The following is a 24,538-nucleotide window of genomic DNA, read 5'->3' as shown; positions in this document are numbered from 1 at the left end:
CTGTTTCAAAATTCAATAAATTAGAGCGAGAGAGGGGAATAGGTTAAACGCATTGGTTCAATAAACTATGAACCCTAACGAATAAACACTCTTCCCCAGACTCTTGCTTTACGAACTAGGCTCTCACAACTAATTCGACCATTTTTGGGCAACTAACTCAGCCAAATCTACAACCCGCTGAGAGTAACCCCACTCATTGTCATACCAGGCAACAACCTTAACCATATCGCCACCCATGACCATAGTTAAGCTAGAATCCACAATTGAGGAAGCATCATGACCCCTGTAATCACAGGAAACAAGAGGTTCGTCGCCGTAAGCCAAAATTCCCTTGAGTGGGCCTTCAGCTGCTTCTTTGAGCACTTGATTGACCTGCTCAGCAATGGTACTTTTCTCCACTTGAACCACCAAGTCAACGATAGACACATTAGGAGTTGGCACCCGCAGAGCAATACCATTGAGTTTCCCTTTCAGTTCAGGAATCACTAGGGCTACCGCTTTGGCCGCACCAGTAGAGGTAGGGACAATGTTGAGCGCTGCTGCCCGAGCCCGACGTACATCCCGGTGGCTCGCATCAAGAAGCCGCTGGTCCCCCGTGTAGCTGTGGGTTGTGGTCATTGTCCCTTTGATAATGCCAAACTGCTCATGCAGTACTTTGGCAAAGGGAGCTAGACAGTTGGTAGTACAGCTAGCATTGCTAATCACGTTATTTCCTTCGTCGGTGTAGTCTTCGTGATTAACACCCATGACATAGGTGGGGACGTCGCCTTGGCCAGGAGCAGTGATTAGCACTTTCTTAGCACCAGCAGCTATATGCTTGCCAGCTCCATCCTGATCTCGGAAGACACCAGTGGCTTCGATAACTAGGTCAACACCCCAAGAGTCCCAGGGCAAGTTCAAGGGGTTCCGGTCGGATACACACTTGACAGTTTTTCCATTAGCTGTGATGGAATTTTGATCACAACTGATATCTGCATCAAGTTTGCCCAGCATTGAGTCGTATTTGAGCAGATGGGCATTTGTCTTGGGATCAGAGGTATCATTGATTCCCACTATCTCTAACTGGCTATTCTCCCGAGTCAGCCAGCATCTCATAAAGTTGCGTCCGATGCGTCCAAAACCATTGATCGCTACTCTAATCACTGCTTCTTGCCCTCTGTAATTCAAAGTAAATATTTTCTTAATGATTCTAATAATATCGCAAAGGTTGAAACAATTTGAAACTTTTACTGAATTAATGTGGTGTGATGTACTCGTTTTGAAGCCAGATGGGTATACTTATCTCCAAAGCTGGAGGTTTTGGGAGCAGAGTCTCCTCTGGGGATGGCACAGATCTGACAGATCTCAATATTGCCTCGGCAACCTGATTTTACTCACGCCATGTCTGAATGCAGTCGCTCCCAAAGCCCCTCTCCCCTAACCAGTCTCAACCGATTAGTTTGGTATGTAAGTCCTAACCCTCATGGTTGGGAGTCATACGGATAAACCCAAAAATCACCACTAGCTCTGTTCTAGTGCTATTTTATGGGTGTTTATGGGTCTTGGGACGTTTTTCCGGATTGAGAACTCTTGTTGACGTGTAATATATACGACAATCTAGGTACTCAAAAATCAGTTATGTAACAGTTACGTTATCAAACTTAAGGTATTATTCCCCGGTTTGACAGTACAGATGTACTTATTTACCAAAAATTATTCCTGGATATGTATTTTTCCTGATATGATAGCGCGTGTTATTGGCAAATTAGGCGTGTGCGGTGTGGTGTGTAAGGAGTTAAAATGCCAAAGACTGTTGATTTCAGTAATAAACCATTTCATTTCATTGGTATTGGCGGAATTGGGATGTCAGCTCTTGCCTACATCCTAGCCAAACGCCAATTCCGAGTATCTGGCTCAGATACTCGGACAACCCATATCACGCAACGTTTGCAAGCAGTAGGTGCTCAGATCTTCAGACAGCAGTGTGCTGCCAACTTAGAATTTTTCCAATCCAGGAACGCACCAGCTTGTGAGGACGTAGCAGCTAAAACGGTTAGCACGAGTTTGAACCCAAAGGCGCTCACAGAAATATCACAATCAAGTCCGACTATATCTGTAGCTGACCCCTGTTTAGGATTGCCTCAAGTTATCTGTTCCACAGCAATTAACCCATTAAACTCTGAGTATCAGGCAGCTTTAAAGCTAGGTTGCCCGATTTTCCATCGCTCAGATTTACTAGCGGCGTTGATTGAAGACTATTACAGTATAGCAGTCGCTGGGACTCATGGGAAAACTACAACCAGTAGTTTGATCGGTTATCTACTGTGGCAAGCGGGTTGTGACCCCACCATGATTATCGGTGGTGAGGTGGATGCTATCGGTGGTAATGCCAGGCTGGGAAATGGACCATTACTGGTTGCTGAGGCTGATGAATCCGATGGTTCATTGGTTAAGCTCTCCGCCGAGATTGGTGTAGTAACCAATATTGAGCTGGATCATCCAGACCATTACCAGAAGTTAGAGGAGGTTGTTGAAATATTCCAGACGTTCGCGAAGCGCTGTAAAAATTTAGTGGGATGTATTGATTGCGAGACAGTGCGATCGCAACTAAAACCGAATATCAGCTATAGTCTACGGCGGGATATGGGGGCAGACTATAGCGTTGATGATGTAACTTATGAAGCTAATGGCACTACCGCCAGAGTTTGGGAGGGCAATCAGGTTTTAGGTCGGTTGGAGCTGAAATTGCTGGGCAAACATAATCTCAGCAATGCCCTAGCCGCAGTAGCAGTAGCACGAAATTTGGGGTTAGAGTTTGAGGCAATTGCCTCCGGGATCGCTAGCTTTGAGGGAGCAAAACGCCGATTTGAGCTGCGGGGCAAGTGCAATGATATTAGTTTTGTGGATGACTATGCTCACCACCCCAGTGAAATTCAGGCAACCCTAGCTGCCGCAAGAATTCAGGTCAACGCTGACCAGCGAATAATTGCAATTTTCCAACCTCACCGATATAGTCGTACCCTGAGGTTTCTCCCCGAGTTTAGTGTTTCCTTTAGTAACGCTGACTTGGTGGTTATCAGTGATATCTACAGTGCTGGGGAACCAGATTTAGGAGAAATTAGTGGGGAAAACCTTTATCAGGCGATCGCATCTAACCATAAGGATGTGCATTACCAACCAACTCTCGAATCAGTGGTAGAGTTTCTCAACCAAATTCTCTATCCTGGGGACTTAGCCCTATTCTTGGGAGCCGGTAATCTGAATCAGATTATTCCTAAGGTTATGGGGTTTTACCAACAGCCTGACAATGGCTTAGTTAAGCAAGATTTAGCCCCAAAGCATCAATAATTGTCAATCAAGCTAGGGAATCGTAACTATAGACCTACCTCAGAAGGTCAGTATGATCTCAAGCCTCTACTATACTCGTGAATCAACTTTCCACGAACTCCTCTGGGTACTCTACCCCCTAGCAATTCTAGCCAATGTGACTGCCAAAAACCGATCGGCATTATTTTCATTGTGTGTAGATCCGACTCTCTACCCTGATTTTCCTGATGATAACTAGCGTGCTAACCCAGAAAAAAACTCCTTCCCAGTTACAGTTGTATATTCCAGGAACCAATTGTCCACTTCAGTCCCAGGTATCCTTAGCCAAACTCACCTCATTTCGTGTGGGAGGTCCCGCTCAGTGGTACGTCGCCCCTCGGAGCCTAGAAGACCTACAAGCTAGTTTCCAGTGGGCTCACTACCAAAAATTACCCCTAACCCTGTTAGGGGCGGGTTCCAACCTTCTAGTCAGCGATATCGGTTTGCCGGGTTTGGTAATTTGTACTCGCTATCTGCGCCATACTCACTTTGATGCAGATACAGGGAGAATTACCGCCAGTGCTGGTGTACCGATTGCCCGTCTGGCATGGCAGGCTGCCAAACGAGGCTGGGAAGGGCTAGAGTGGGCTGTGGGCATACCTGGAACCGTTGGTGGTGCTGTGGTCATGAATGCTGGTGCCCACAAAAGTTCCACAGCTGATCTTCTGTTTCATACAGATGTTCTATCCCCTGATGGCTCAATGGCGCAACTCACTAGCCAAGACCTAGGCTTTAGCTATCGCACCTCAATCCTTCAAGGTAGCGATCGCATAGTCACCCAGGCCACATTTCAGTTAAAACCGGGTGCTGAACCAAAACAGGTGCGCTCACTGACATCGCAGCATTTGTCAAAACGACATACTACCCAACCTTACCACCTACCTAGTTGTGGCAGTGTCTTCCGCAACCCTGACCCCTATGCTGCTGGTTGGCTAATTGAACAAATTGGTCTAAAAGGCTACCAAATTGGTGGTGCTAGAATAGCCGAACGCCATGCCAACTTTATACTTAACTGTGGTGATGCTAAGGCTAGCGATATCTTCCGCATGATCCACCATATACAGGAGCAAGTAGAAAAGCACTGGTCACTGTGTTTAGAGCCAGAAGTGAGGATTTTAGGTGATTTTACCAAAAAACAGAAAAACATCAAGCCAGAGTTAGCCACTTAATTCCCATACGTGGGCGGTGTTCGCGTAGCGTGGCCTACGGCCAAGAAGCTTACCGGGATTTATCCCGGCCATCGTGCTATAATGAAAGTACGAGTAAGGACAAGGTTGGTTGCTTTGATTTTTTGCGCTTTTCGGTTAAATTCCGGCCACTTAAGGGACGGGGAAATCCTACTCCTCAAGACACAGGCAAGTGATAGCAGCAAAAAGTAGCAATTTATCGCCCTAATTTGTGGGTACAACCACTCTGAAAGGTTTTTAAGTTAAAAGTAGCTCCACAGGTTGACTCTTTGTTGATCCGTTCGCGTAGCGTGGCCTACGGCCAGGGAAGTAAGGCGTTTTTGAGTGCGCCACAACAGTATAGTTTGGATTTTCGTCTAAATCTTACTGTAAGCAGTGTCGTTGAGCGTGGTTTCAACCCGAGTAACGACATCCGTTTAGAATCCACGTATTTCAATGCGTGGAGAACTCAATAGCAGTTGAAAGCCCTATCTCTTTAGAGCAGGCATAAAAACCAGCGAGGGGATAAATCCCCTCCTATGGTTCCAGTAGATATACCAAAACCGATCATGTTGGAATCTCAGTTCAAAGCTGATGACCAACATGATCAATTTTTAGTTTATAGTTGTGCTTGGCTAAACTAGAAAAGAACGGGAGGAAGTTAACTATATGACTTCAGCCCATGTATGAATAAGGAGACCGGGAATTTATTCCCCTATTTCCTATTGCTTTTAAGGCCAGGAAAGGTTAGTGGACAGTCAAATAGCATCACAATAGATACACGATAGATACACAATAGATAAAGGTTAATCACCACAGGATTTCTAATGTCAGCGCACCCCTTGCCCATAGACTGGGCTTAGTGCCAACCTGGGCAGCGGTTAAAACCGCGCTTGACGTTTGTTTTTCCTGCCCGGTCATTAGACAGGGGATTTCTAAACTTAACTGGGATTTTTTATGACACAAGACAAAGGAAAAGGATTTGGTCTCGGTCTCGGCAAGATGAAAGAACTAGCCGAAGCGTTCAAAAAAGCTCAAGAAGTTCAAAAGGGTGCCAAAGAGCTCCAGGATCAGTTGGAGCAAATGGAAATTGAGGGAACATCAGGGGAAGACGGTAAGGTGAAGGTGTTTCTCAGTGGCAATCAGGAACCCCTACGTGTAGAGATTTCTGAGGATGCTATCAATCAAGGAGCTGAGGCTTTATCTGAACTGGTGTTAGCAGCCATGAAAAATGCCTATGAGACCTCCACAGCCACTATGCGGGAGCGCATGGAAGAACTTACCAGTGGGTTAAATTTACCAGGTTTATAACTTCATCGGTCAATCCCCACTCGGGATTCCGTAGGAAAAAACTATAGGCATGAGGAAATTAATCATTTTAAATGGTTCCAAACCTCATGCCGAATATCCCATTAATACCTGACTATTGATCAAGATTTGAGTAAAACGAAGCTACCTGTAGCTTTGGCAGTGAAGTAAGTCCATAATATAAGCTCTTAGCCACGTGTATATTGGCTGCTTCTGTCAAGTGAATGGCATCATGAAAGGCGAGTTCGGGAAAGTTTTGATAAATTGTGTACAAGTTGAGAACCTTGATATTTTTGGGAAAGCCTTTCTCCAGTTGCTGACCCGCTACCACCAATTTGGGATAATTGGCTTGCACTTGTTTTTGGTAAACTTTTCCTAACTGCTGCAAAATTTCCTTCTCTGCTGGTTTGATCTTGTTGTTGCCACGACCAGTGATTTCTGGTTGGACAGCAACTAGTAAAGGAATTCCCTGTCCTGCGGTTAAACGCAGCATATGTCTGAGGTTATTTCGATAGCGCGTCAATCGACGTTCGAGTTCATCGGATTTCTGAGGAAGATACTTCTTCAGTGGCATAACGTCCCCCCTCATCACTAGAGACCGCTGACTCACTGATGGCTGAGGCTGCAAGACCCAATATGTGATTGCTTTAGCAAGATAAGTTTTTGTAACTAAATGCTTCAACTGCTGGGTGAGATGAGTCCAAAAATGCCCAGTCGCATTTTGCAAGAAGGCTTCTGTGTTAGGAATATCTGTTAAATTTTGGTCACTGGGGGTGATCAAGTCTGTGTATCCACCCAACACTATTACTGCGTCTGGACTGTAAGGTAAAATCTTTAGAGCTAACTGAGCTAGTGCATTGCCAGATGTATACCCTGGTACGGCGGCATTGATTACACGATACTTACCATCTCGGATCTTTGGCGGCAGAGCAAGTGCTTGCTTTAATTCCGGTTCAGAAGGGGGTAAGGTCATCGGTCGGTATTTCTGTGGGGAACGCCTTTGCTGTGTTATCCGTTCATTGAGACGAGCTTCTAAGTAGTTGGCTATGGTAACTTGATTATTGGCATTCCCTTGACCGAAGGCTGTCGAGCCACCTAACAAAAAAATCCGAATTTCATTTTTGGGTTTGACCAAGGGAACGGGGTCGTCGTCCCGGAAACCCTGCTCATTAATGCGCCAGAAATCACTCTGTTGCTTCCCCAATAAACTGTAACCTACAGCTAAATCCCGTTGGACAGCTAGATCACCAAGGTCTGGTAATCCATCATAAAGCTGCTGTGTCTGGTCAACGAACTTGGGACGGTAAACAGTTAAATCTCTGGGTGCCCCCTTGTAGGTAGCTATCTCATTAATTTTGCCGACCGCAGCCAGTAACAAACGAGCCAACAATTCCACAATCATCAAACTTAGAACTATCCCTGCGAGCATCGTCAGTAGGTTAAACCGTCGGCGGCGCTTGCGGTAAAGGCTACGGCGCGACTTAAATATTAAATCTCTTCCTTGCATAACCGTTAAATTAGGAGGTATCCCTTTATAAGTTGGTGTGTTTAAATCACTGCGTTGCTAGACATTGAAGCATGAAGCGACATCGCACCACATAGGTTCAACTATCCCTAAGAGCAATTTCGTTGCTAAACTTAACACGGCGCAGCTCGTAGTTGACCAATTAATATACTCATGCCCTCCTTACTCTTTGTCTGCCTTGGTAATATCTGCCGTTCTCCCTCAGCTGAGAACATCATGAATCACTTGATAGCACAAGCAAATCTTTCTGACCAAATTGTCTGCGATTCCGCTGGTACTTCCAGTTATCATATTGGTTCTCCCCCGGATCGGCGTATGACAGCAGCTGCCAAACGTCGGGGGATTATACTCCAGGGGAAAGCACGGCAGTTTAATCGGTCTGACTTGGAAGAATTTGACCTGATTTTGGCTATGGATCAGCAAAACTACGAAGATATTATCTCTCTTGATCCAGCTGGGAAGTATAAAGATAAAGTAAGGCTAATGTGTGATTTTGCCAGTCATCACACCGAGCGATCAGTCCCCGATCCATACTACGGTGGACCAGAGGGTTTTAATAAGGTGATTGATTTACTGCTAGACGCTTGCGAAGGTCTGCTGGAACACGTTGTTGACAATTACACCAAGACTAGGCAAAACTAAAAACTCCCAACTACTAATTGCCAATGGTGAACTCACCTTTGGTGCCATTGGTGGTTAACTCGATTAATTCATTTGATTAAATGCTGTTCTAAGGCGAATCGTAATAGTTCGGCTCGGTTACTGGTATCAGTTTTTCTGAACAGACTACTAACGTACTTCTCGATTGTCCTCGGACTCAGGTATAGTTGGTTACCGATTTCGACATTGGATAAACCAGTAGCCAGTAAATTCAATACTTGCTGTTCCCGCTCGGTCAGGTGTAGAGCATGAGCTTGGGTATTATTCCCTGATTGATGATTAATCTCTGGTGATGAGTATCGTAACTCCATATGAATCACTTGCGATCGCTCTAGTAAACTGTTAATGACTGCACCCAATTCTTGCATCTCAAAGGGCTTAGGTAGGTAGACATCACACCCCGACTGATAACCCTTGATGCGTTGATTGGTGCTATTGAGTTCGGTTAAAAATACCACAGGTAACAACCGCAATGGGGGCTTCTGACGCACTTTTCTCACCAGTTCATAGCCATCTATTCGGGGCATATTAATATCTGTAACCAGAAGGTGAGGGTGATAAGTCTCAATCATAGACAGCGCTTGCTGACCATTTTCAGCAGTAATAACTGAATAACCTGACATTTCCAGATAATCGCTTACAGACAGACGAGTGCCCAGGTCGTCATCTGCAACCAGAATAATCAATGGCATGGGATAACTATAGTACTGACATTTAGAACAAACCTACTCCTAAGCTAGGTCATCTGGTGCTCAATTGGTGACCAAAAATACTTCGACGCCAGCTCCGCCAGAACTGTCTGGAGATAGGAGTTGCCTGGTAAAATAAATATAGATACCTAGACAACAACATAGCTTAGGGTTCACAAAGAAGCACTAAGTGATTAATTAGTCAGTCAGCCCCCCCTCTTGCCTAGAGCAGCTACTACTCTGATAATCCTTGCATAGCACTTAACGCTTTCCCCAAGCGCTTGACACCATCAGAGCAATCGAGGCGATCTAAATGAACTTCGATAAAGGAGATACTATTGTGGTTAACTTTTGCTTGTTCTAAGGCTTGTTCTAGCTCACCTTCAGTACGCACTTGGCAACTCCAGCTATTTCCAAAAACCTGGGGTAACTGATGATATTTCCAAGGTTGAATATTGTTGTACGAGCCTTCATGTATAGCTCGCTCAATAGTGTACCCGTCATTATTAATTAAGAAGATAATCGGGTTAAGTTGATGCCTAATAATCGTAGAAAGTTCCTGACAGGTCATCTGGAAGGCACCATCACCGACAAACACAACCGGTCTACGGTTAGGAACAGCCAAACCGACTCCTAGACAGGCAGGAACTGAGAAGCCTATAGATGTGTAAAGGGCCTGTCCAATGTAGTCGCTGTCTCCTTGGAGTACCAAATCAACGGTAGCAATTAAAGCATCACCAGTTTCAGCAATCACGATTGACTCATCATCAATAAAGTGAGTCATCCGCTCATAGAACCTGGCGTTGGTTAGCTTTTGCTCAGGTTGTGACTCAAAGCGTTTAGACAAAGACTCTATAGCTGGCTTGATATCCAAGACATCAGACTTTTTCTTCTGAAGTTTGGCAGTTAGACCAGCCATGAAATCCGGTAGATACACTGGAGAATAGAAGTGGTGTTTGATTTTAACTTTGTCAGAATTAGCGTTAATTAATCGGTCTTCCGGCAGTTGGGCAGTGAAACCACCCAGATTAATGTCTGACATGAAGGCACCCAGGCATAAAATACAGTCGGCTGTTTCAACTCGTTGGCGTACATACTCCTGACTGAACGCTCCTGCATAACTACCAATGAATTGTCGGTGGCCTTCCGAGAGAATTGACTTGCCTAACAGAGTGGTAGCGAAGGGATATCCCGTCTGCTCCAGCAGGTTGGTAAGTTGGTCTGCTATACCGTAGCGGTGGAGTTCAACCCCAGCTATAATAACGGGATGCTGGGATTGCTCTAGCAAACTTACCGCCTCTTCAACTGCCTCTGATAAAGCGTTGATATCTATAATTGGGGCTTCTGGCAGGTCACGCTCCCCAGTAACAGGACAAGGTTGATTGACTAAGTCTGAGGGAATTTCAATGTATACAGGTCTCCGGTGGCGCAAACAAGCAGCAATGGTCTGGTCGATTTGCCTTGCCGCTTGACTAGGGCTGGTAAGCCTCACGGCTGCCACTGTAATTTTTTCAAAAATTTCCAGCTGTAGATTGTAATTACCGGCAGTGTGATGTAGGAGTAACTTTTGCTGCCGCTGGGAACTGTTAGGCGCTCCACTAATCACGATCAAGGGGACTAGCTCAGCGTAGGCACCAGCCACAGCATTCACTAGACTGAGTCCACCGACATTATAGGTAACGCACAACCCACCAACACCATTAAGGCGGGCATAGGCATCAGCTGCATATCCGGCATTGAGTTCGTTACAGGTGTAGATTAACTCTACAGAACTCTCTAGCAAGACATCCATCAGACCCAGGACGTAATCTCCTACTACGCCAAAAATATGCTTGACACCAGCGGCTTGCAGGCGTTGAGTAAGGTATTGACCGACAGTTACTACATCAGACTGAGCCATTGCACCTCTGACCTCTTTAATGAAGCTACCTTTATGCCCAGCATTTTAACCAAAATTTGAAAAAACGTTAATTTTTTGTAAAAAACGTTACATTTTAGATATAATCTAACCTTTTATGCTTTTTATTCTAGCAAGTTTCTTGGGTTGACAAGGGAAGCCCAAGGTCTTTTTTGTTAACTAGCCTTAAATTTGACAGTTGGCTGTCAAGGATTAACAGTCAACTGTCAACAAAAAAGGTCAAATGTCTATTAGCTTATACAGCAGAAACTTTCAGACTACTTGGTTGCCCCAGATTCCCTTCTAAGACAATACCCCGCTGGTTATAAGCCAGATGACGCAGCAATTTGTAAATCCCTTCAATTTGGTCAGGGGCTCCCGCTTTCTCAGCTAACTCCGAAATAGATATGGCAGCACTTTCCTGGTGTAGTACCTCCATCACCTGTTTCTGTAAATCCAGAATGGCAGCGGCGGCTTTTTTACCCGCTTCTACCCCAGGTTGGTGATAAGCATTGATATTCACCAAGGATGCATAAAGACCAACAGCACGTTCATACAGGGCAATTAATGCACCCACCGTTCTAGCATTGACCTGACGAATGCTTACGGTAATGGAATCCCGTTGATTTTCATACAACGCTTGCCGAGTACCTTGTAATAAACCTGATAGATAGTCTCCCGCAGTTACACCGGCTTCTACTTCTGGAGACTTCCCTTGTCGGTCTTCTAAGACTTCAATGAACGTGACAAAGAAATTGGGAACACCTTCCCGAAGTTGTTGTACGTAGGCATGTTGATCCGTTGAGCCTTTGTTACCATAAACCGCAATGCCCTGATAAACCGTATTGCCATCTAGGTCTTTTTCCTTACCTAGAGATTCCATTACCAGCTGCTGTAAGTAGCGGGAGAATAGCAATAGACTGTCTTTGTAAGGCAACATGACCATATCTTTCTCCCCCTTGCCATTGCCAGCAAAGTACCAGCATAGGGCAAGTAAGGCGGCTGGATTGCTTTTGAGCTGGGGGCTACCGGTAGCGCTATCAATCTCTTTAGCACCAGCCAGCATCTGACGGATATCAATCCCTTGTAGTGAAGCTGGAAGTAGTCCTACGGCTGACATTTCAGAGGTACGTCCTCCTACCCAATCGTACATGGGAAAGGTGGCCAGCCAACCTTCGGATTTTGCCAATTGATCTAGTTTGCTGCCAACACCTGTAATGGCAACAGCCTGGGCAGCAAAGTCTAGATTCTGAGACTCGTAGGCTGTTTTAACTTCCACCATGCCGTTACGAGTTTCTGGTGTTCCCCCAGATTTGGAGATGACTAATACCAGAGTGCTAGACAATCGGTCTTGGAGTTGGGCTAGCACAGCATCAATGCCAGCTGGGTCAGTATTGTCAATAAAGTGAATGGCTAAAGGAGGAGAGTCTAGCCCGAGGGCTTCAGCGACAAACTCAGGACCAAGGGCAGAACCCCCAATACCAATGGAAAGAACATCAGTAAATTTTGGTGCCCTAGGGGGATGGATGGCACCCGTGTGGACATTTTGGGTAAAGGTTTCAATTTTGTCGAGAGTGTTGACAATGTCTTGTTGGAGTTCTGGAGTTGGGGCTAAGTCCGGGTCTCTTAGCCAGTAGTGACCGACCATGCGGTTTTCATCAGGGTTTGCGATCGCACCGTTGACTAGGGCATCCATATCCTTAAATGCCTTTTCCAACTTAGGCAGCATCGCCTCCACAAAGGCATCATCAAACCCCATACGGCTGATATCAAGGTAAAGCTCTAACCCTTCGTGGTAATAAAGCCAATCCTGATAGCGTTGCCAGAGTGCAGCGGCGTCCATAAGTAGCTCTCCAACTTCTGTTATTGTCCACTCACAAGTTTAAGGCAAGCACTTGACATCCTCCCCCGTTAAATCAGAGATTATAACGGGGGATTCCCAAACTTCACAATTTGGGTTTACTGCTTCCAAAGCACTTATCTAGGTTGTTGTCAACCCCCGACAGCCCGCCTACACAGTCATTTTTTCCCACGAGACGAAACCGATAGATAGGGTCGCCTTTATAGTTGGTAGGTTATGCGTAAAAGGTTCAAGTCTTTTGTGATAAGGCGACCCTATCCTTACGGTAACTTCAAGATCTGCCCGACCGCAGTGATACCACGTTGACAAATTACTTGAGCAGCTGAAACATCTCTGTTAATTTCGTAATGGCATTCAGGACATTTGTGTATACGTTCAGACAAATCCTTTTTCCCTGTATGTTTACCACAATTTGGACAAATTTGACTGGTAAATCTGTAGTCAACTTTGCCAAAATATACCCCTCGTTTCCAACAAACCCAAGCTAAGATATTAAATAACTGACCAAAACCAGCCAATACGGGTATGTTTACTTAACATTCCTTTTGCCCAAGTTCTCAAGTCTAAGTTCTCAACAAATATCATTCCGGAGACGAAACCTTAGAATAGTGGAGCCTTAATCAACAAGTTTTAACTCTTCTATGCATAGCCTGCTAACCATTTTGGCGACCCTATTCTTACGGTAACTTCGTTCCCAGCTTGGTCACACAGATGGTAAGCATTCAGCCGTCAGCCGTCAGCCGTCAGCTGTGGGCTAAAGGCCCACCCTAAGCGAACAGCTGACGTAACAAAGATTAAACGAATGCTTACTTGTTTTATTTAAAAGCTCAAAGCTTTGAGCTGATAGCTGATAGCTGATAGCTGATAGCTGATAGCTGAATGCTCACCACAGATGATGTGCTAACTTGAATTGAAAATCTTTTCGAGTATCTGAGATTTTTTGATGAAGTCTTGCAATTTTATGATTAAGTTTATGTCTATTTGCCGACCCTTTTTTCTTTAGCTTCAATCTGCGTTGTAGCAACTCGCGCGTTCCCTAGCGCCGTGCGACGGCGCGGGGTCGCTCGTCAATTTAAGCTTACCGTGCAGCTCGCTTAAAAATCTAGGGCGCTCTATTAACTCATTATCAGAAGTTGCTAAAAACTTATTTAGTCCAATATCAATCCCCAGCGGGTGACCCCATCCTGGTAGATCAGGAACACTGACTTCACTTTGTAAAGACAGCATTGCCAAATAACCACTAGCTCGTTTAACTATCCTAACTTGCTTTATCTTGAATCCATCTGGAATTGGCCGTGATAATCTCATTTTAACTATTCCAATTTGAGGTAGCTTAATCCACTCATTTTTAATTGGATTTGTTTTAAATTGAGGAAATACAAACGATCGCATCCGATCTGGATTTTTAAATCTAGGAAAACCATATCCTTGTTCTTTCATGTTTTTAAATGCTCGATCTAAAGTCTTTAAAACTTGTTGTAAGACCTGAGCATTTATTCTTTTGAGTTCAGGATTGGCTTTTTTGGCTTTAGTTAAATTAGCAGCTTGTATTTTGTATTTAGGATATGGCTGATCTACTGGAATTATATATTCATGCTGTAATGAACAATAATTAACTGCACACTTTCGACTTTTGTACCAATCTTTTCGTTCCCTTAAAGCGTAATTCCACACTTTTCGGCAAACCGCCAATATATCTTCAATGACGGCGATTTGTTTTTGGGAAGGAATCAGTTTGTACTCGTAGGTTAGTGTCAGCATATTTAAATTATAACATAATTCTATCCAGGAATGCCACTTGAGTAGAACTAAGCTTCTGACCGCAATTCACCTCACGCTAACCCGATGGGTATAACGTGAGGTGAATTGCTCCATATTGATAGCCTAAACTACCCCGACTGAACTAGCCCTTAACGTCGGGGCTATGCGCGACTGTTCCCAAAACTTTTTTGGATTTTTAAGCAGGGATTAGACCCACTCAAGGGCTTGTTGAAGCGACAGGCTGTGGCAAAGTGATCGAATCCCTGAGCAACTTACTAGCAGCTATAGTTTCCTGTCTTGCCCATTGATCTGCTGCCAATATATCGTCTAAGGAAGGATTGGAACAGTTATCAGCTTGGTGGCGATCGCATACAGATTCAATACAACGAGGAATATCCAAATAACCAATTTTCTCCTCTAGGAATAGGGCAACTGCCTGTTCATTAGCTGCATTCAATACCGCTGGCATCGACCCCCCAGCCCGACCAGCCGCATCAGCGATGCCCATACAGGGATATTTCTGATGATCCGGTTCCCTAAAAGTCAAATTACCAGCTTTCACCAAATCTAGTGGTTCCCAATCGGTATAGATCCGTTGCGGCCATGAGAGGGCATAGAGTAAAGGTAAGCGCATATCTGGCCAACCTAACTGAGCTAATACTGAGGTATCTTGCAGTTCAATCAGGGAGTGAATAATACTCTGGGGATGGATCACAATGTCGATGTGGTCATAATCCATGCCAAACAGGAAGTGAGCCTCAATCACTTCCAATCCCTTATTCATCAGGGTGGCAGAGTCTACAGTAATTTTACGTCCCATTGACCAGTTGGGATGCTTCAGGGCATCAGCCACCTTCACTGAAGCTAACTTGTCTACGGACCAATCTCGGAAAGCCCCCCCAGATGCAGTTAGGATAATCCGCCGCAATCCCCCTGCTGGCACTCCCTGAAGACACTGAAAAATGGCCGAATGTTCTGAGTCAGCTGGTAGCAGCTTAATACCATGCTTTTCAACTAAGGGTAGTACTACTGGACCACCTGCAATTAGAGTTTCTTTATTCGCTAAAGCAATGTCTTTACCCGCTTCAATAGCAGCAATAGTAGGCAACAAACCCGCACAGCCGACAATGCCAGTAACTACAGCTTCCGCATCACCATAGCGTGCCACTTCTACCACTCCAGCTTCGCCCCCTAAAAGAATAGGTTGGGGGTCAAGGTCAGCAATTGCTGCTTTGAGTTCTGGCAATCTCTCTTGATCACGAATTGCGGCAATCATCGGTCGAAATTGCCGAATTTGAGCGGCTAACATTTCCACATTGCGCCCAGCTGCCAATCCCACTAACTGGAATTGCTCGGGGTATTGATTAACAATATCGAGAGTTTGGGTACCTATTGAGCCAGTGGAACCTAAGAGTGTAATTTTTTTCACAATTTTTTTATAATTACCAACAACTCCCCTATCATACCGGGGCAATGGGAAGCCTATAAGTAACTCAACCTAATTAAAACGATTGGTAAATTTTTCTGATCGTATTGGCAATTTGGCAACAAACCTTAGTGAATATCGGTTTTGATTAAGTTTTACCCCTATTGTGAGTGATCAGCAAGTCTTATGTAGTCAATCACACAACGTAGACCGGATTAATGCGGAATGATATGGCCAACATTTATATATAGTAGTTTTCAATTGGGTGAGGTACAAAGTCCTGGGTTTTAGGGAATAGGGACTAGGGAGTAGGGAGTACGGAGTAGGGAGTACGGAGTACGAATCCCCCCTTGCCACCCTTAATAAGGGCGGAAGAAAATTGACTTTACCTCATAAGTATGAGGAACGCTATATTCTATATATATAGATATATATGATGTGGCGTCTTCCCTATGAAAAGGTATTATCAGTGATTTGAGCAAAAGGTTGCATGAAAATTGAGACACTGGCAGTGCATGCTGGCCATAATATTGACTCAGCCACAGGGGCAGTAGTGTCCCCAATTTATCTATCTACTACATTTGAACGTCAGCCAGACGGCAGCTACCCTCAGGGTTATAACTACAGTCGAGACAATAACCCGAATCGGGACAGTCTGGAAAAATGCCTATCTACATTGGAGGGGGGAGCCGCCGCCGCCGCTTTTTCTTCTGGTTCAGCAGCTACCTTGAGTATCTTCCAGGCTTTGTCTCCTGGAGATCATGTAGTTGCACCTCTAGATAGTTACACAGGAACTGGGTTTCTCTTGCGAGAAATTTTCGGCCCTTGGAATTTGGAGGTTACTTTTGTAGATATGGCTAATCCTACCACAGTGATGGAGGCAGTTCAACCCAACACCAAGCTGATTTGGATAGAAACGCCTTCCAATCCGATGTTAAGGATTACCGATATCAGCAAGATTGCCCACATTGCCAATCAGCATAATGTTTGTTGTGTTTGCGATAACACTTGGGCAACACCGATTAGCCAACGTCCTTTGGAGTTGGGTGCAGATTTGGTTATCCACTCCACAACCAAGTATCTCGGTGGACACAGTGATGTCTTAGGAGGTGCCGTGATTACTAAGGTTGAGGATGAATTTTTTCACAAAATTAAAACAATTCAGATGGCTGGCGGTTCAGTAGCCGCCCCTTTCGACTGTTGGTTACTCCTGCGGAGCATTCAGACCTTACCCTACCGCATGAGAGCTCATGCAGAAAATGCCTTGAAGGTGGCACAGTTTTTAGAGGAACACTCCAAAGTAGAAGCTGTTCATTATCCGGGATTGCCAAACCATCCAGGACATGGAATTGCTGCTGCTCAGATGAACCTGTTTGGGGGTATGATTTCTTTCCAGGTGAAAGGAAACATCGAAGATGCCTTTGCCTTTACTGGCAAGGTGAAGGTATTTACACGAGCCACTAGCTTGGGTGGTGTTGAGAGTTTAGTCGAACATCGTGCTTCCATGGAATTTCCTGGTACCCGAACCCCAGACAATCTGTTACGGATGTCTGTGGGTCTTGAACATACTGATGATTTGCTAGAAGATCTTGCCCAAGCTTTAGGTTAGTGAGGGGGCGTTGCACATTTGTGGGATGATACCATTTTTTGCACATAACTGAAAGTGGCTTATAGTCTACAGTTCAAACTTCAGTAAATAGGTACATCATCCCGTTATTGTGCAACGCCAGTAAGGCAGAAGCGTAATCGCATTACTACTTTAGAGATTTATGAGGAGTTATCGATTCTCTAGCGGCAGCACTCACCCAATCAACGAAAAAAGTCAAAAAGACAAAACAAAGCAGCGTCATCCCCACACTGCGATAATCAAAGCTGCTCAGTTGTTCGGTCAACAACACCCCTAATCCTCCAGCCCCAACTAATCCTACAATGACCGTCTCCCGCATACACACCTCCCAGCGATAGAAAATATAAGCCAGAAAACGAGGTAAATTCATCGGGAATATCCCATAGAGAAACAAGAGTGCTCCTGGAGTTCCTTGTGCTTTTAAGGCTTCTAAGGGAGGCTTTTCCAAATTTTCATTTATTTCTGCCATCAACCTGCCAAGGATGCCGAGATTATGCAATCCTAGGGCGATCGCACCAGGTAAAACTCCCGGAAACATGACAAACATCACCACTAATGCCCAAATTGGGGCAGGAATAGCTCTGCCAAACAGTAGTATGATCCTGGTGAATACTAGGATAGACCAGCCTTGTAAGGCAGCTAATCGGGAAGCTTTTGGACTGGGATTGAGCAATCCCCCTGGTAGCAAAAAATTATGGGCTGCCGGAAAAGACAGAACAATCCCTCCAAGACCAGAACCAGCACTCGCCAGGACAGACATAACTAGAGTTTGTAGTGATAACTTCCACAGCTGCGACAAGGGCACAGCCTTAAAATCGAGGGGAAATGATGCTTGGGCAATCTCACCCAAGAGTTTTTGAGTTCGGGGAGACCAAAACTTGCTCACATCAGGACTGACATACAAAAACCCCAAACAGCACAAGGCCACTAAAATTAAAACTACTGTTAAATTAATTCGGCGGCGCAAGATGACACTACTGATGTCAATCACAGCGCTTAATAAAACTAGGGCATAGAAAAATGTCCATAGTTGTTCGTAACGCAGAGACTGTAAACTCAGCAAGATCTCATAGCCCAACCCACCAGCCCCAACCAGCCCCAGTACAGTAGCTGAACGAATGGAACACTCAAAGCGATAGAGGGTGTAGGACAGGAGATTTGAAAAGGCTTGCGGAATGATACTGTAAAGAAAGGCTATCAAGGGGGACACGCCACTACTGAGTAATGCCATCAAAGCACCTCGGGGCGTTTCATCCAGAATTTCTGAGAAGACCTTCGCGACAATTGCCCCATAGGGAATGGCGATGGCCATAATGGCCGCCAGAGGATCTAAACCCCAGATACTGACAAAAAAAACCCCCCAGATCATCTCATGAATCGCTCTGGGGAAGGCCAGCAGTCCCCGAATTCCCAGCCAGATGGGTTGTCGCAGAGTCCAGTGAGGCAAGACTGTCAACCACCAAACCTGGGAGGTGATCACTCCTGCCACCACGCCGAGCAAGATACTCAGGAAAGTGCCGCAGGCGGCATAAGCTAGGGTCGTGAGGGTAGCCTTCAGGGTCAGGTGCAGAAACTCAGGACTCACTTCGGGGTGCCAACTCGCCCGCAAGAATCGCAAGAGTTGGGAAAATCCTCCCAGATTAACAAGATCTTGCTCAAAGATACCAGCTTTAACAACCGCCATCCCGATAAAAATGACAAAACAAATTGCCCACAGCAGGCTGCGATTCAGTAATGGTGGACGAGATAAACTTTGAGTCATCTAAGTTATTGCAACGGAAGTATATTAGTTGAATAGTATTTTGTTTTCAAGGGAACAGTGGATAAAAAAAACAGGGAACATAAAACAGGGAACATGGAACACAAATAGAGATTTACAGAATACCATAACACCATAAAAATAGAGTTTTATGGACGGAATTAGCCATAGATTTGCGGGAAAAATGGTACTAGTAAAGATGTAATGATTTGGCTAGGGTGTAGTCAATATTTCGGGAGTTAAAATCACTACTTTCGTACCGCTACCATCGTTCCTAAGGTTCAATTTTAAATCAATTGTTGACCCGCTTAGTTTGATTGCTGTGACTCGATTAAAGATTATTTAGAGATGTCTAATGTGTCTTAAACTTTACTTCGACTGCTATATAATTGGAGACGGAACGGTTCCTAAAAATTCCAAACTATACATTCATCAGATCAGTCTCTGTAGCATATAATTTGTCGATCATGCTCTGAGACAAAACCCCTGGAGGAACATCAAAGACAATCTGTCCCCGTTGCAATCCCACCAAGCGATCGCAATGACTGCAGGCGAATTCGAGAGAATGGAGACTAGTTACTAATGTCTTTCCCCCGGTTTCACTTATCTCCTTGAGCAAATCCATAATTTCCCGACTCATTTGCCTGTCCAGGTTAGAAATCGGTTCATCAGCAAGAATCACGTCAGGATTTTGCACCAGCACTCTAGCTAAGGCAACCCGTTGTTGCTGTCCTCCAGACAGTTCCTCGGTGGGTGCATAAAGCTTTTCGGGAATTCCTACCTGAGCTAAAGCCTTGAGAGCAGTGTCTACCTCTTGGGGAAACAATAAAGAAACAAGGGCTTTCATCAATGACCAGCGTCCTAAATGACCCGCATTAACGTTATGAATCACCCGGAGGTTATTGACTAGATTGAACTGTTGGTAAACGGTGCCAAGGCGACGCTGTACCTGACGCAATTGGCGCGGGGAGATTCTAGCTAGATTACGACCTAAGACCCAGACTTCTCCTTTACTGGGGAGTAAGATGCCATTGAGCAAGCGGATCAAGGTACTTTTACCTGCACCACTCGCCCCGACTAGGGCAACTCGTTCCCCAGGATAAATCTTGAGGTTAAGGTTAGTCAATGCCCGAAACTGGCCAAATTGCTGGGATACCTGTTTGAGTTCAAAGATAGGAATTTTAGTCATTGGTGATTAGTGATAAGCTCTTCAGCATTTGGCGTTGCTTAATAATGGAATGATTTGAATAGTTTTGTGGAATGGGCATCTTGCCTGTTCCTGGCGGTGCGACCGGTGGCGAATTTAATTCGACGACTGTAAGCGCACCGGATCTTTTCTGGCTGGCAGGATGCCCACCCTACTCCTATTCATTCGAAGATTCAGCAACGCCACCTAAATTGCTCAAAGAGAACAGGGAACAGCGGATAAAGGAACGGGGAATAGCCAATTTAAATCCACATCAGCTTATTTACTTAATCTTGCCAATTTTCCGTCCAATTGCCTCAATTTGGGCATAGTTGTCATTTTTTGTAGAAATAAATTTAGTAGCTCCAAATAAGTCAAGAATTTCTTTTTGCTCGGGAACATTAGGATCTAGCTTTAACAAGGCGGCTTGAACCCGCTCGACAAAATCATCCCCGTAGCGTTCTTTGACTTTAGGATTAATCACCCAGTGATAATCATAGTAAGCTGGAGTTCGCCAAATCAACTCTACTTTTTTTAAGTCCACATTTCCAGCTGCAACGCGACTCTTCCAGACCTGTTCGTTTAAGGCTCCTACCTTGTAGCTCCCTGCCTCAACCAATTGAATTGTGGCATCGTGGGATTTGGAAAACCCAACTTCACCTTGAAAATCGTCTAAGGTTACCCCTGCTTGTTCGAGAAAATACTGGGGCATCAAGCGTCCAGAGGTAGATGACTCACTCCCAAAGGTTAAGGTATGACCTTTCAAAACTTTTAAATCTTTAATGTCCTTAATGGGTTTGATCCCACTGCTTTTATTGGCGATAAAAACGGTGTGAAATTCAGCATCAATATCGCGTTGAGCGATCGCTTCAGCCTCTTCTACCTGTAACCGTGCTTGAACCCCAGTCAGTCCACCAAACCAGACCAGATCCAAGTCCCCCACCCGAAAAGCTGTTACCGCTGCTGCATAGTCAATCACAGGCTTGTATTCTACCGGAACCTTTAACTCTGCTTCTAGGTAAGCTGCAAGCTTGCCGTAGAGTCGCTGTAACTTTTCAGGATCTTGGTCGGGGATTGCTCCAGTGGTAAAAGATTGCACCTGAGCTCCATTTCCAGACGAGGATGTAGAATTGGAGCTAGGGGAACAGGCAGTAACCGGTAGTAATAGGAGTAAAAGAAAACCTAGTAAGATTTTTTTGTTCATTGTTTTTTTTCTTGATCATCAAACTGTGAAAATTATACTTTGGATAAGGTTAAACTTTGATTTTTTTTATCCCAGATTCCGCCGATTAAGTTGTAGTATTAAAGTAATACGCTAATCCTGTGTAGCTTGGCGATTTTTTTTACCTATAAATATTGAATTGGGTGCATCTCATTGTCTTGATGCAAAGCGCGAGTGGGGGAAACCCCCAAGACCGCGCTGCATCGCTTTTGCTGTTTGGCCCGGTGGTGCGTTACGGGGCGGATGCTGCTGGCGAAATATAAGTTAACATCCAAAACACTTATTCTGCCGTTGATTACGTTACAAAACTATAAAATATTTTTCGACCATTAAACGGAATATCAAGGCTTTCAGCGTGTTAAAAAATGTTTCGCCAACAGCATCCGGGGCGGGCTGTCCCAACGCTGTCTACGAGGCGGAAAATGAGGGCAAGCCCCCTAACGCACCCTACGCAACATTTAGGTGCGACGCGAATTTAATAATTAGATGCGGAAAGCGCACCTTTTCAAATATGAGATGGACCCTATTGAATTTGGCGCTATCGGTGTTTTATAAGCCACAGATAAAGCGTGATTATTACGTATTACACTGTAAAGTCTGGCATGTGGGTTTTATTGAACCAAAATTAGATAAACTGAAGACAGCTTTTTCAATTTTTTCAACGGGTCTCATGCAGCCAGCTCCTCAACCGATCACCACAGATTTAGTCTTAGTTGGCGGCGGTCACAGCCATGCGATCGCTCTCAAAAAGTTTGCCATGAAACCTCTGCCTGGTGTCCGTCTAACCCTGATTACCGACAATGCCCACACTCCCTATTCGGGAATGCTACCAGGTCATGTTGCCGGTTTTTACAGCTACGATGAAGCTCACATCGACTTGCGTCGTCTGGCGGTGTTTTCCAAAGCCCAGTTATATTTAGACCAAGCGATTGCTCTGGAGTTAACTGAAAAGAAAGTAATTTGTGCCAATCATCCCCCTGTTGCCTTTGATTATTTATCCATTGATATTGGCAGTACGCCAGCAACGGTTGGAACACCTGGTGCGGCTAAGTATGCGATTCATGCTAAACCGGTTCCCCTGTTTTTGGCAGCCTGGGAGCAAATCGCTGCCCAGGTGGAACAAAATCCCATGGGCCCTCTCACCTTGGGTATTGTTGGGGGTGGAGCTGGTGGAGTAGAACTCGCCCTCAACATGCAAGCAAAATTGCATCGAATTTTAACCGATGCTGGTCAACCGACGGAGAAGTTACAAATTCATTTATTCCATCGGGGTAATCAACTGTTACCTTATCACAATAGGTCGGTCAGCCGTCACTTAGAAAAAATTCTCTTGCAGCGAGGCATTGGGCTTCATTTAGGGGAAAGGGTCAGTGAAATAGCCGCTAATGGCGATGACCATCCACTCGGAGCATGCCAAAGTTACACAAACAATAGTAGTGAGAGCATCTTGCTCCCTGGAAATACGGAAAACGAGCAAGATGCTCCCACTACAAATTTACAAAAATGGGTTATCTGCGACTCTGGCTTAAAAATCGAATGCCACCATGTCTTTTGGGTGACTCAAGCCTCGGCTCCCAGTTGGATTAAAGCCTCAGGACTTGCCACCGATGAGCGAGGGTTCATTCTCGTTGCCGATACCTTACAGTCGATTTCCCATCCCCATGTCTTTGCTACTGGAGATATTGCCACCATGCAAAACTACCAGCGGCCCAAAGCTGGGGTATTTGCTGTTCGTCAGGGAAAGCCATTATTTGAAAACCTGCGACGGATTGTCTTAGGGCAAAAACTGCTCCCTTACCATCCCCAGGCTCGATATTTAAGTTTAATTGGCACCGGGGACAAACAAGCGATCGCTTCTTGGTCATTTTTGGAGTGGCGCTCACCGCTGCTGTGGCTATGGAAAGACCAAATTGACCGCAAATTCATGGATAAGTTTGACGATTTACCGTCAATGGAAGCCGAAGAACCAAGCAGTAGGGGAGATCAACAGCTCCAAAGACAAGAAGACAATCTCTCCAGTTCCCTGTTGCCATCACCGATTAGCAAACCCAAAATGCACTGTGCAGGCTGTGGTTCAAAGGTCGGTAGTACAACCCTAGAAAAGGTGATCAAACGGCTGCCGATCATGGGAGGAGCCGATATTATGATTGGATTGGGGGACCCAGATGACGCAGCTGTTTTGCAAGTGCCAGCCGGTCAACTGCTGGTACAGACAGTCGATTATTTTCGTAGCTTGATCGATGACCCCTATATCTTCGGTCAAATTGCCAGCAATCACTGTTTGAGTGACATTTTTGCCATGGGAGCAACCCCTCAAAGTGCCTTAGCCATCGTCACCATTCCCTACGGGACAGACGAAAAGATCGAGGAAACCCTCTATCAATTGATGTCGGGAGCCAATAAAATCCTCCAAGACTGTCAGAGTCCCTTAATTGGTGGTCATACCACTGAAGGCGCGGAATTAGCCTTTGGTCTGTCCTGCAACGGACTAGTTCATCCCGACCAACTTTTGCGCAAAAGCGGGATGAAACCGGGGCAAGTGTTGATTCTAACCAAAGCTATTGGTACAGGAACACTGTTTGCAGCTGATATGCGCTACCAAGCTAAAGGTCGCTGGATTGAGCAAGCCCTTGAATCCATGTTGCTCTCCAATCAAACCGCTGCCCAAGTCCTGCTTAAATCCGGTGCAACAGCCTGCACTGACATTACTGGATTTGGGCTGTTCGGACACCTGTTCGAGATGGTAAAAGCCTCCCAAGTGGGCGTTGAATTAGACTTAGATACCATACCGATTTTGCCAGGAGCCATAGAAACCGTGCAAGCAGGAATTACCAGTTCCCTACACCCTCAAAATTTACGACTAGCCATCTACATCAATAATGCTACCCAGGCTAGTGATTTAGCCAAATACCAGTTGTTATTTGACCCTCAAACCTCTGGTGGACTCCTGGCTGCTATTCCAGCTGAAAACGTTGATGAATGTATCAAGAAGTTAACAACATTTGGCCACAAGCAAAGCTGCTTGATTGGTAGGGTTATTCCTGCTCCGGAAACTATGCCAATTACCCTGAATATTGGCTAAAGAGAAAACTACAGCATATTGCAG

The 24,538-nt window shown here is 45.1% G+C and carries 16 protein-coding genes and 1 pseudogene; 6 read left to right on the top strand and 11 right to left on the bottom strand.

All coding sequences use genetic code 11. The features are described from left to right. Nucleotides 1–129: 129 nt before the first annotated feature. Entirely contained in the window at nucleotides 130–1,143 is a 1,014-nt protein-coding gene (locus tag F6K64_RS20160; RefSeq protein WP_044492436.1) for a type I glyceraldehyde-3-phosphate dehydrogenase, read from the bottom strand. A 636-nt stretch (nucleotides 1,144–1,779) separates the two neighbouring features. Between F6K64_RS20160 and murC the strand changes: the two genes are divergently transcribed. The 3 genes from murC (at nucleotide 1,780) to F6K64_RS20145 (ending at nucleotide 5,822) form a co-directional block, all read left to right on the top strand. Continuing rightward, complete coding sequence (gene murC, locus F6K64_RS20155; protein ID WP_008180746.1) at nucleotides 1,780–3,327, top strand: UDP-N-acetylmuramate--L-alanine ligase; 1,548 nt, start codon at nucleotides 1,780–1,782, stop codon at nucleotides 3,325–3,327. Between the two features lie 206 nt (nucleotides 3,328–3,533). Next, the gene (murB, locus tag F6K64_RS20150) at nucleotides 3,534–4,514 is read left to right on the top strand and encodes a UDP-N-acetylmuramate dehydrogenase (RefSeq protein ID WP_008180749.1); all 981 of its coding nucleotides are present in this window, start codon (nucleotides 3,534–3,536) and stop codon (nucleotides 4,512–4,514) included. Nucleotides 4,515–5,468: 954 nt separating this feature from the next. After that, a complete protein-coding gene (locus tag F6K64_RS20145) occupies nucleotides 5,469–5,822 on the top strand; it encodes a YbaB/EbfC family nucleoid-associated protein (protein ID WP_008180753.1) in 354 nt (117 codons plus the stop codon). A gap of 112 nt (nucleotides 5,823–5,934) precedes the next feature. Here F6K64_RS20145 and F6K64_RS20140 read toward each other — a convergent pair whose 3' ends face one another. After that, on the bottom strand, nucleotides 5,935–7,326 hold the full coding sequence (locus tag F6K64_RS20140; RefSeq protein ID WP_287266170.1) for an SGNH/GDSL hydrolase family protein: 1,392 nt from the start codon (nucleotides 7,324–7,326) through the stop codon (nucleotides 5,935–5,937). Nucleotides 7,327–7,497: 171 nt separating this feature from the next. On the opposite strand from F6K64_RS20140, the gene F6K64_RS20135 reads away from it, so the two are divergent. Further along, nucleotides 7,498–7,986: a low molecular weight protein-tyrosine-phosphatase gene (locus tag F6K64_RS20135; RefSeq protein WP_044492396.1), complete on the top strand. Its 489-nt coding sequence runs from the start codon at nucleotides 7,498–7,500 to the stop codon at nucleotides 7,984–7,986. 68 nt (nucleotides 7,987–8,054) lie between these two features. Here the strand turns inward: F6K64_RS20135 and F6K64_RS20130 are convergent, their stop codons facing one another. The 6 genes and pseudogenes from F6K64_RS20130 to dxr all read right to left on the bottom strand — a co-directional run bounded on the left by F6K64_RS20130 (nucleotide 8,055) and on the right by dxr (nucleotide 15,641). Then, nucleotides 8,055–8,696, bottom strand: a complete 642-nt coding sequence (locus tag F6K64_RS20130) for a response regulator transcription factor (protein WP_071103214.1) — start codon at nucleotides 8,694–8,696, stop codon at nucleotides 8,055–8,057. Between the two features lie 232 nt (nucleotides 8,697–8,928). Then, entirely contained in the window at nucleotides 8,929–10,593 is a 1,665-nt protein-coding gene (locus F6K64_RS20125; protein ID WP_008180762.1) for an alpha-keto acid decarboxylase family protein, read from the bottom strand. Nucleotides 10,594–10,846: 253 nt separating this feature from the next. Beyond that, nucleotides 10,847–12,433 carry a glucose-6-phosphate isomerase gene (locus F6K64_RS20120; RefSeq protein WP_287266168.1) on the bottom strand — a complete coding sequence of 529 codons (1,587 nt, stop codon included), beginning with the start codon at nucleotides 12,431–12,433 and terminating at the stop codon, nucleotides 10,847–10,849. A 278-nt stretch (nucleotides 12,434–12,711) separates the two neighbouring features. Further along, nucleotides 12,712–12,969 carry a zinc ribbon domain-containing protein gene (locus tag F6K64_RS20115; RefSeq protein WP_008180765.1) on the bottom strand — a complete coding sequence of 86 codons (258 nt, stop codon included), beginning with the start codon at nucleotides 12,967–12,969 and terminating at the stop codon, nucleotides 12,712–12,714. 371 nt (nucleotides 12,970–13,340) lie between these two features. Beyond that, nucleotides 13,341–14,212: pseudogene (locus F6K64_RS20110) on the bottom strand (RNA-guided endonuclease InsQ/TnpB family protein); the annotation flags it as partial. Nucleotides 14,213–14,429: 217 nt separating this feature from the next. Next, nucleotides 14,430–15,641, bottom strand: coding sequence for a 1-deoxy-D-xylulose-5-phosphate reductoisomerase (dxr, locus tag F6K64_RS20105; protein WP_044492437.1), 1,212 nt, complete (start codon nucleotides 15,639–15,641; stop codon nucleotides 14,430–14,432). Between the two features lie 487 nt (nucleotides 15,642–16,128). Between dxr and F6K64_RS20100 the strand changes: the two genes are divergently transcribed. Next, nucleotides 16,129–17,247 (top strand): trans-sulfuration enzyme family protein, encoded by a 1,119-nt coding sequence (locus F6K64_RS20100; protein WP_287266166.1) that lies wholly within the window; start codon nucleotides 16,129–16,131, stop codon nucleotides 17,245–17,247. Nucleotides 17,248–17,392: 145 nt separating this feature from the next. Here the strand turns inward: F6K64_RS20100 and F6K64_RS20095 are convergent, their stop codons facing one another. The 3 genes from F6K64_RS20095 to F6K64_RS20085 form a co-directional block, all read right to left on the bottom strand. After that, complete coding sequence (locus tag F6K64_RS20095; RefSeq protein WP_287266164.1) at nucleotides 17,393–19,027, bottom strand: PhnE/PtxC family ABC transporter permease; 1,635 nt, start codon at nucleotides 19,025–19,027, stop codon at nucleotides 17,393–17,395. Between the two features lie 418 nt (nucleotides 19,028–19,445). Beyond that, nucleotides 19,446–20,213, bottom strand: a complete 768-nt coding sequence (locus F6K64_RS20090; protein ID WP_287266163.1) for a phosphonate ABC transporter ATP-binding protein — start codon at nucleotides 20,211–20,213, stop codon at nucleotides 19,446–19,448. A gap of 280 nt (nucleotides 20,214–20,493) precedes the next feature. After that, on the bottom strand, nucleotides 20,494–21,414 hold the full coding sequence (locus tag F6K64_RS20085; RefSeq protein WP_287266160.1) for a putative selenate ABC transporter substrate-binding protein: 921 nt from the start codon (nucleotides 21,412–21,414) through the stop codon (nucleotides 20,494–20,496). Between the two features lie 688 nt (nucleotides 21,415–22,102). On the opposite strand from F6K64_RS20085, the gene selD reads away from it, so the two are divergent. Then, the gene (gene selD, locus F6K64_RS20080) at nucleotides 22,103–24,514 is read left to right on the top strand and encodes a selenide, water dikinase SelD (RefSeq protein ID WP_287266159.1); all 2,412 of its coding nucleotides are present in this window, start codon (nucleotides 22,103–22,105) and stop codon (nucleotides 24,512–24,514) included. Nucleotides 24,515–24,538: the final 24 nt, after the last annotated feature.

This window comes from Moorena sp. SIO3A2, from assembly GCF_010672265.1.
GTDB classification, from domain to species: Bacteria; Cyanobacteriota; Cyanobacteriia; order Cyanobacteriales; family Coleofasciculaceae; genus Moorena; species Moorena producens.
This window is presented reverse-complemented; position numbering and strand designations above follow the sequence as displayed.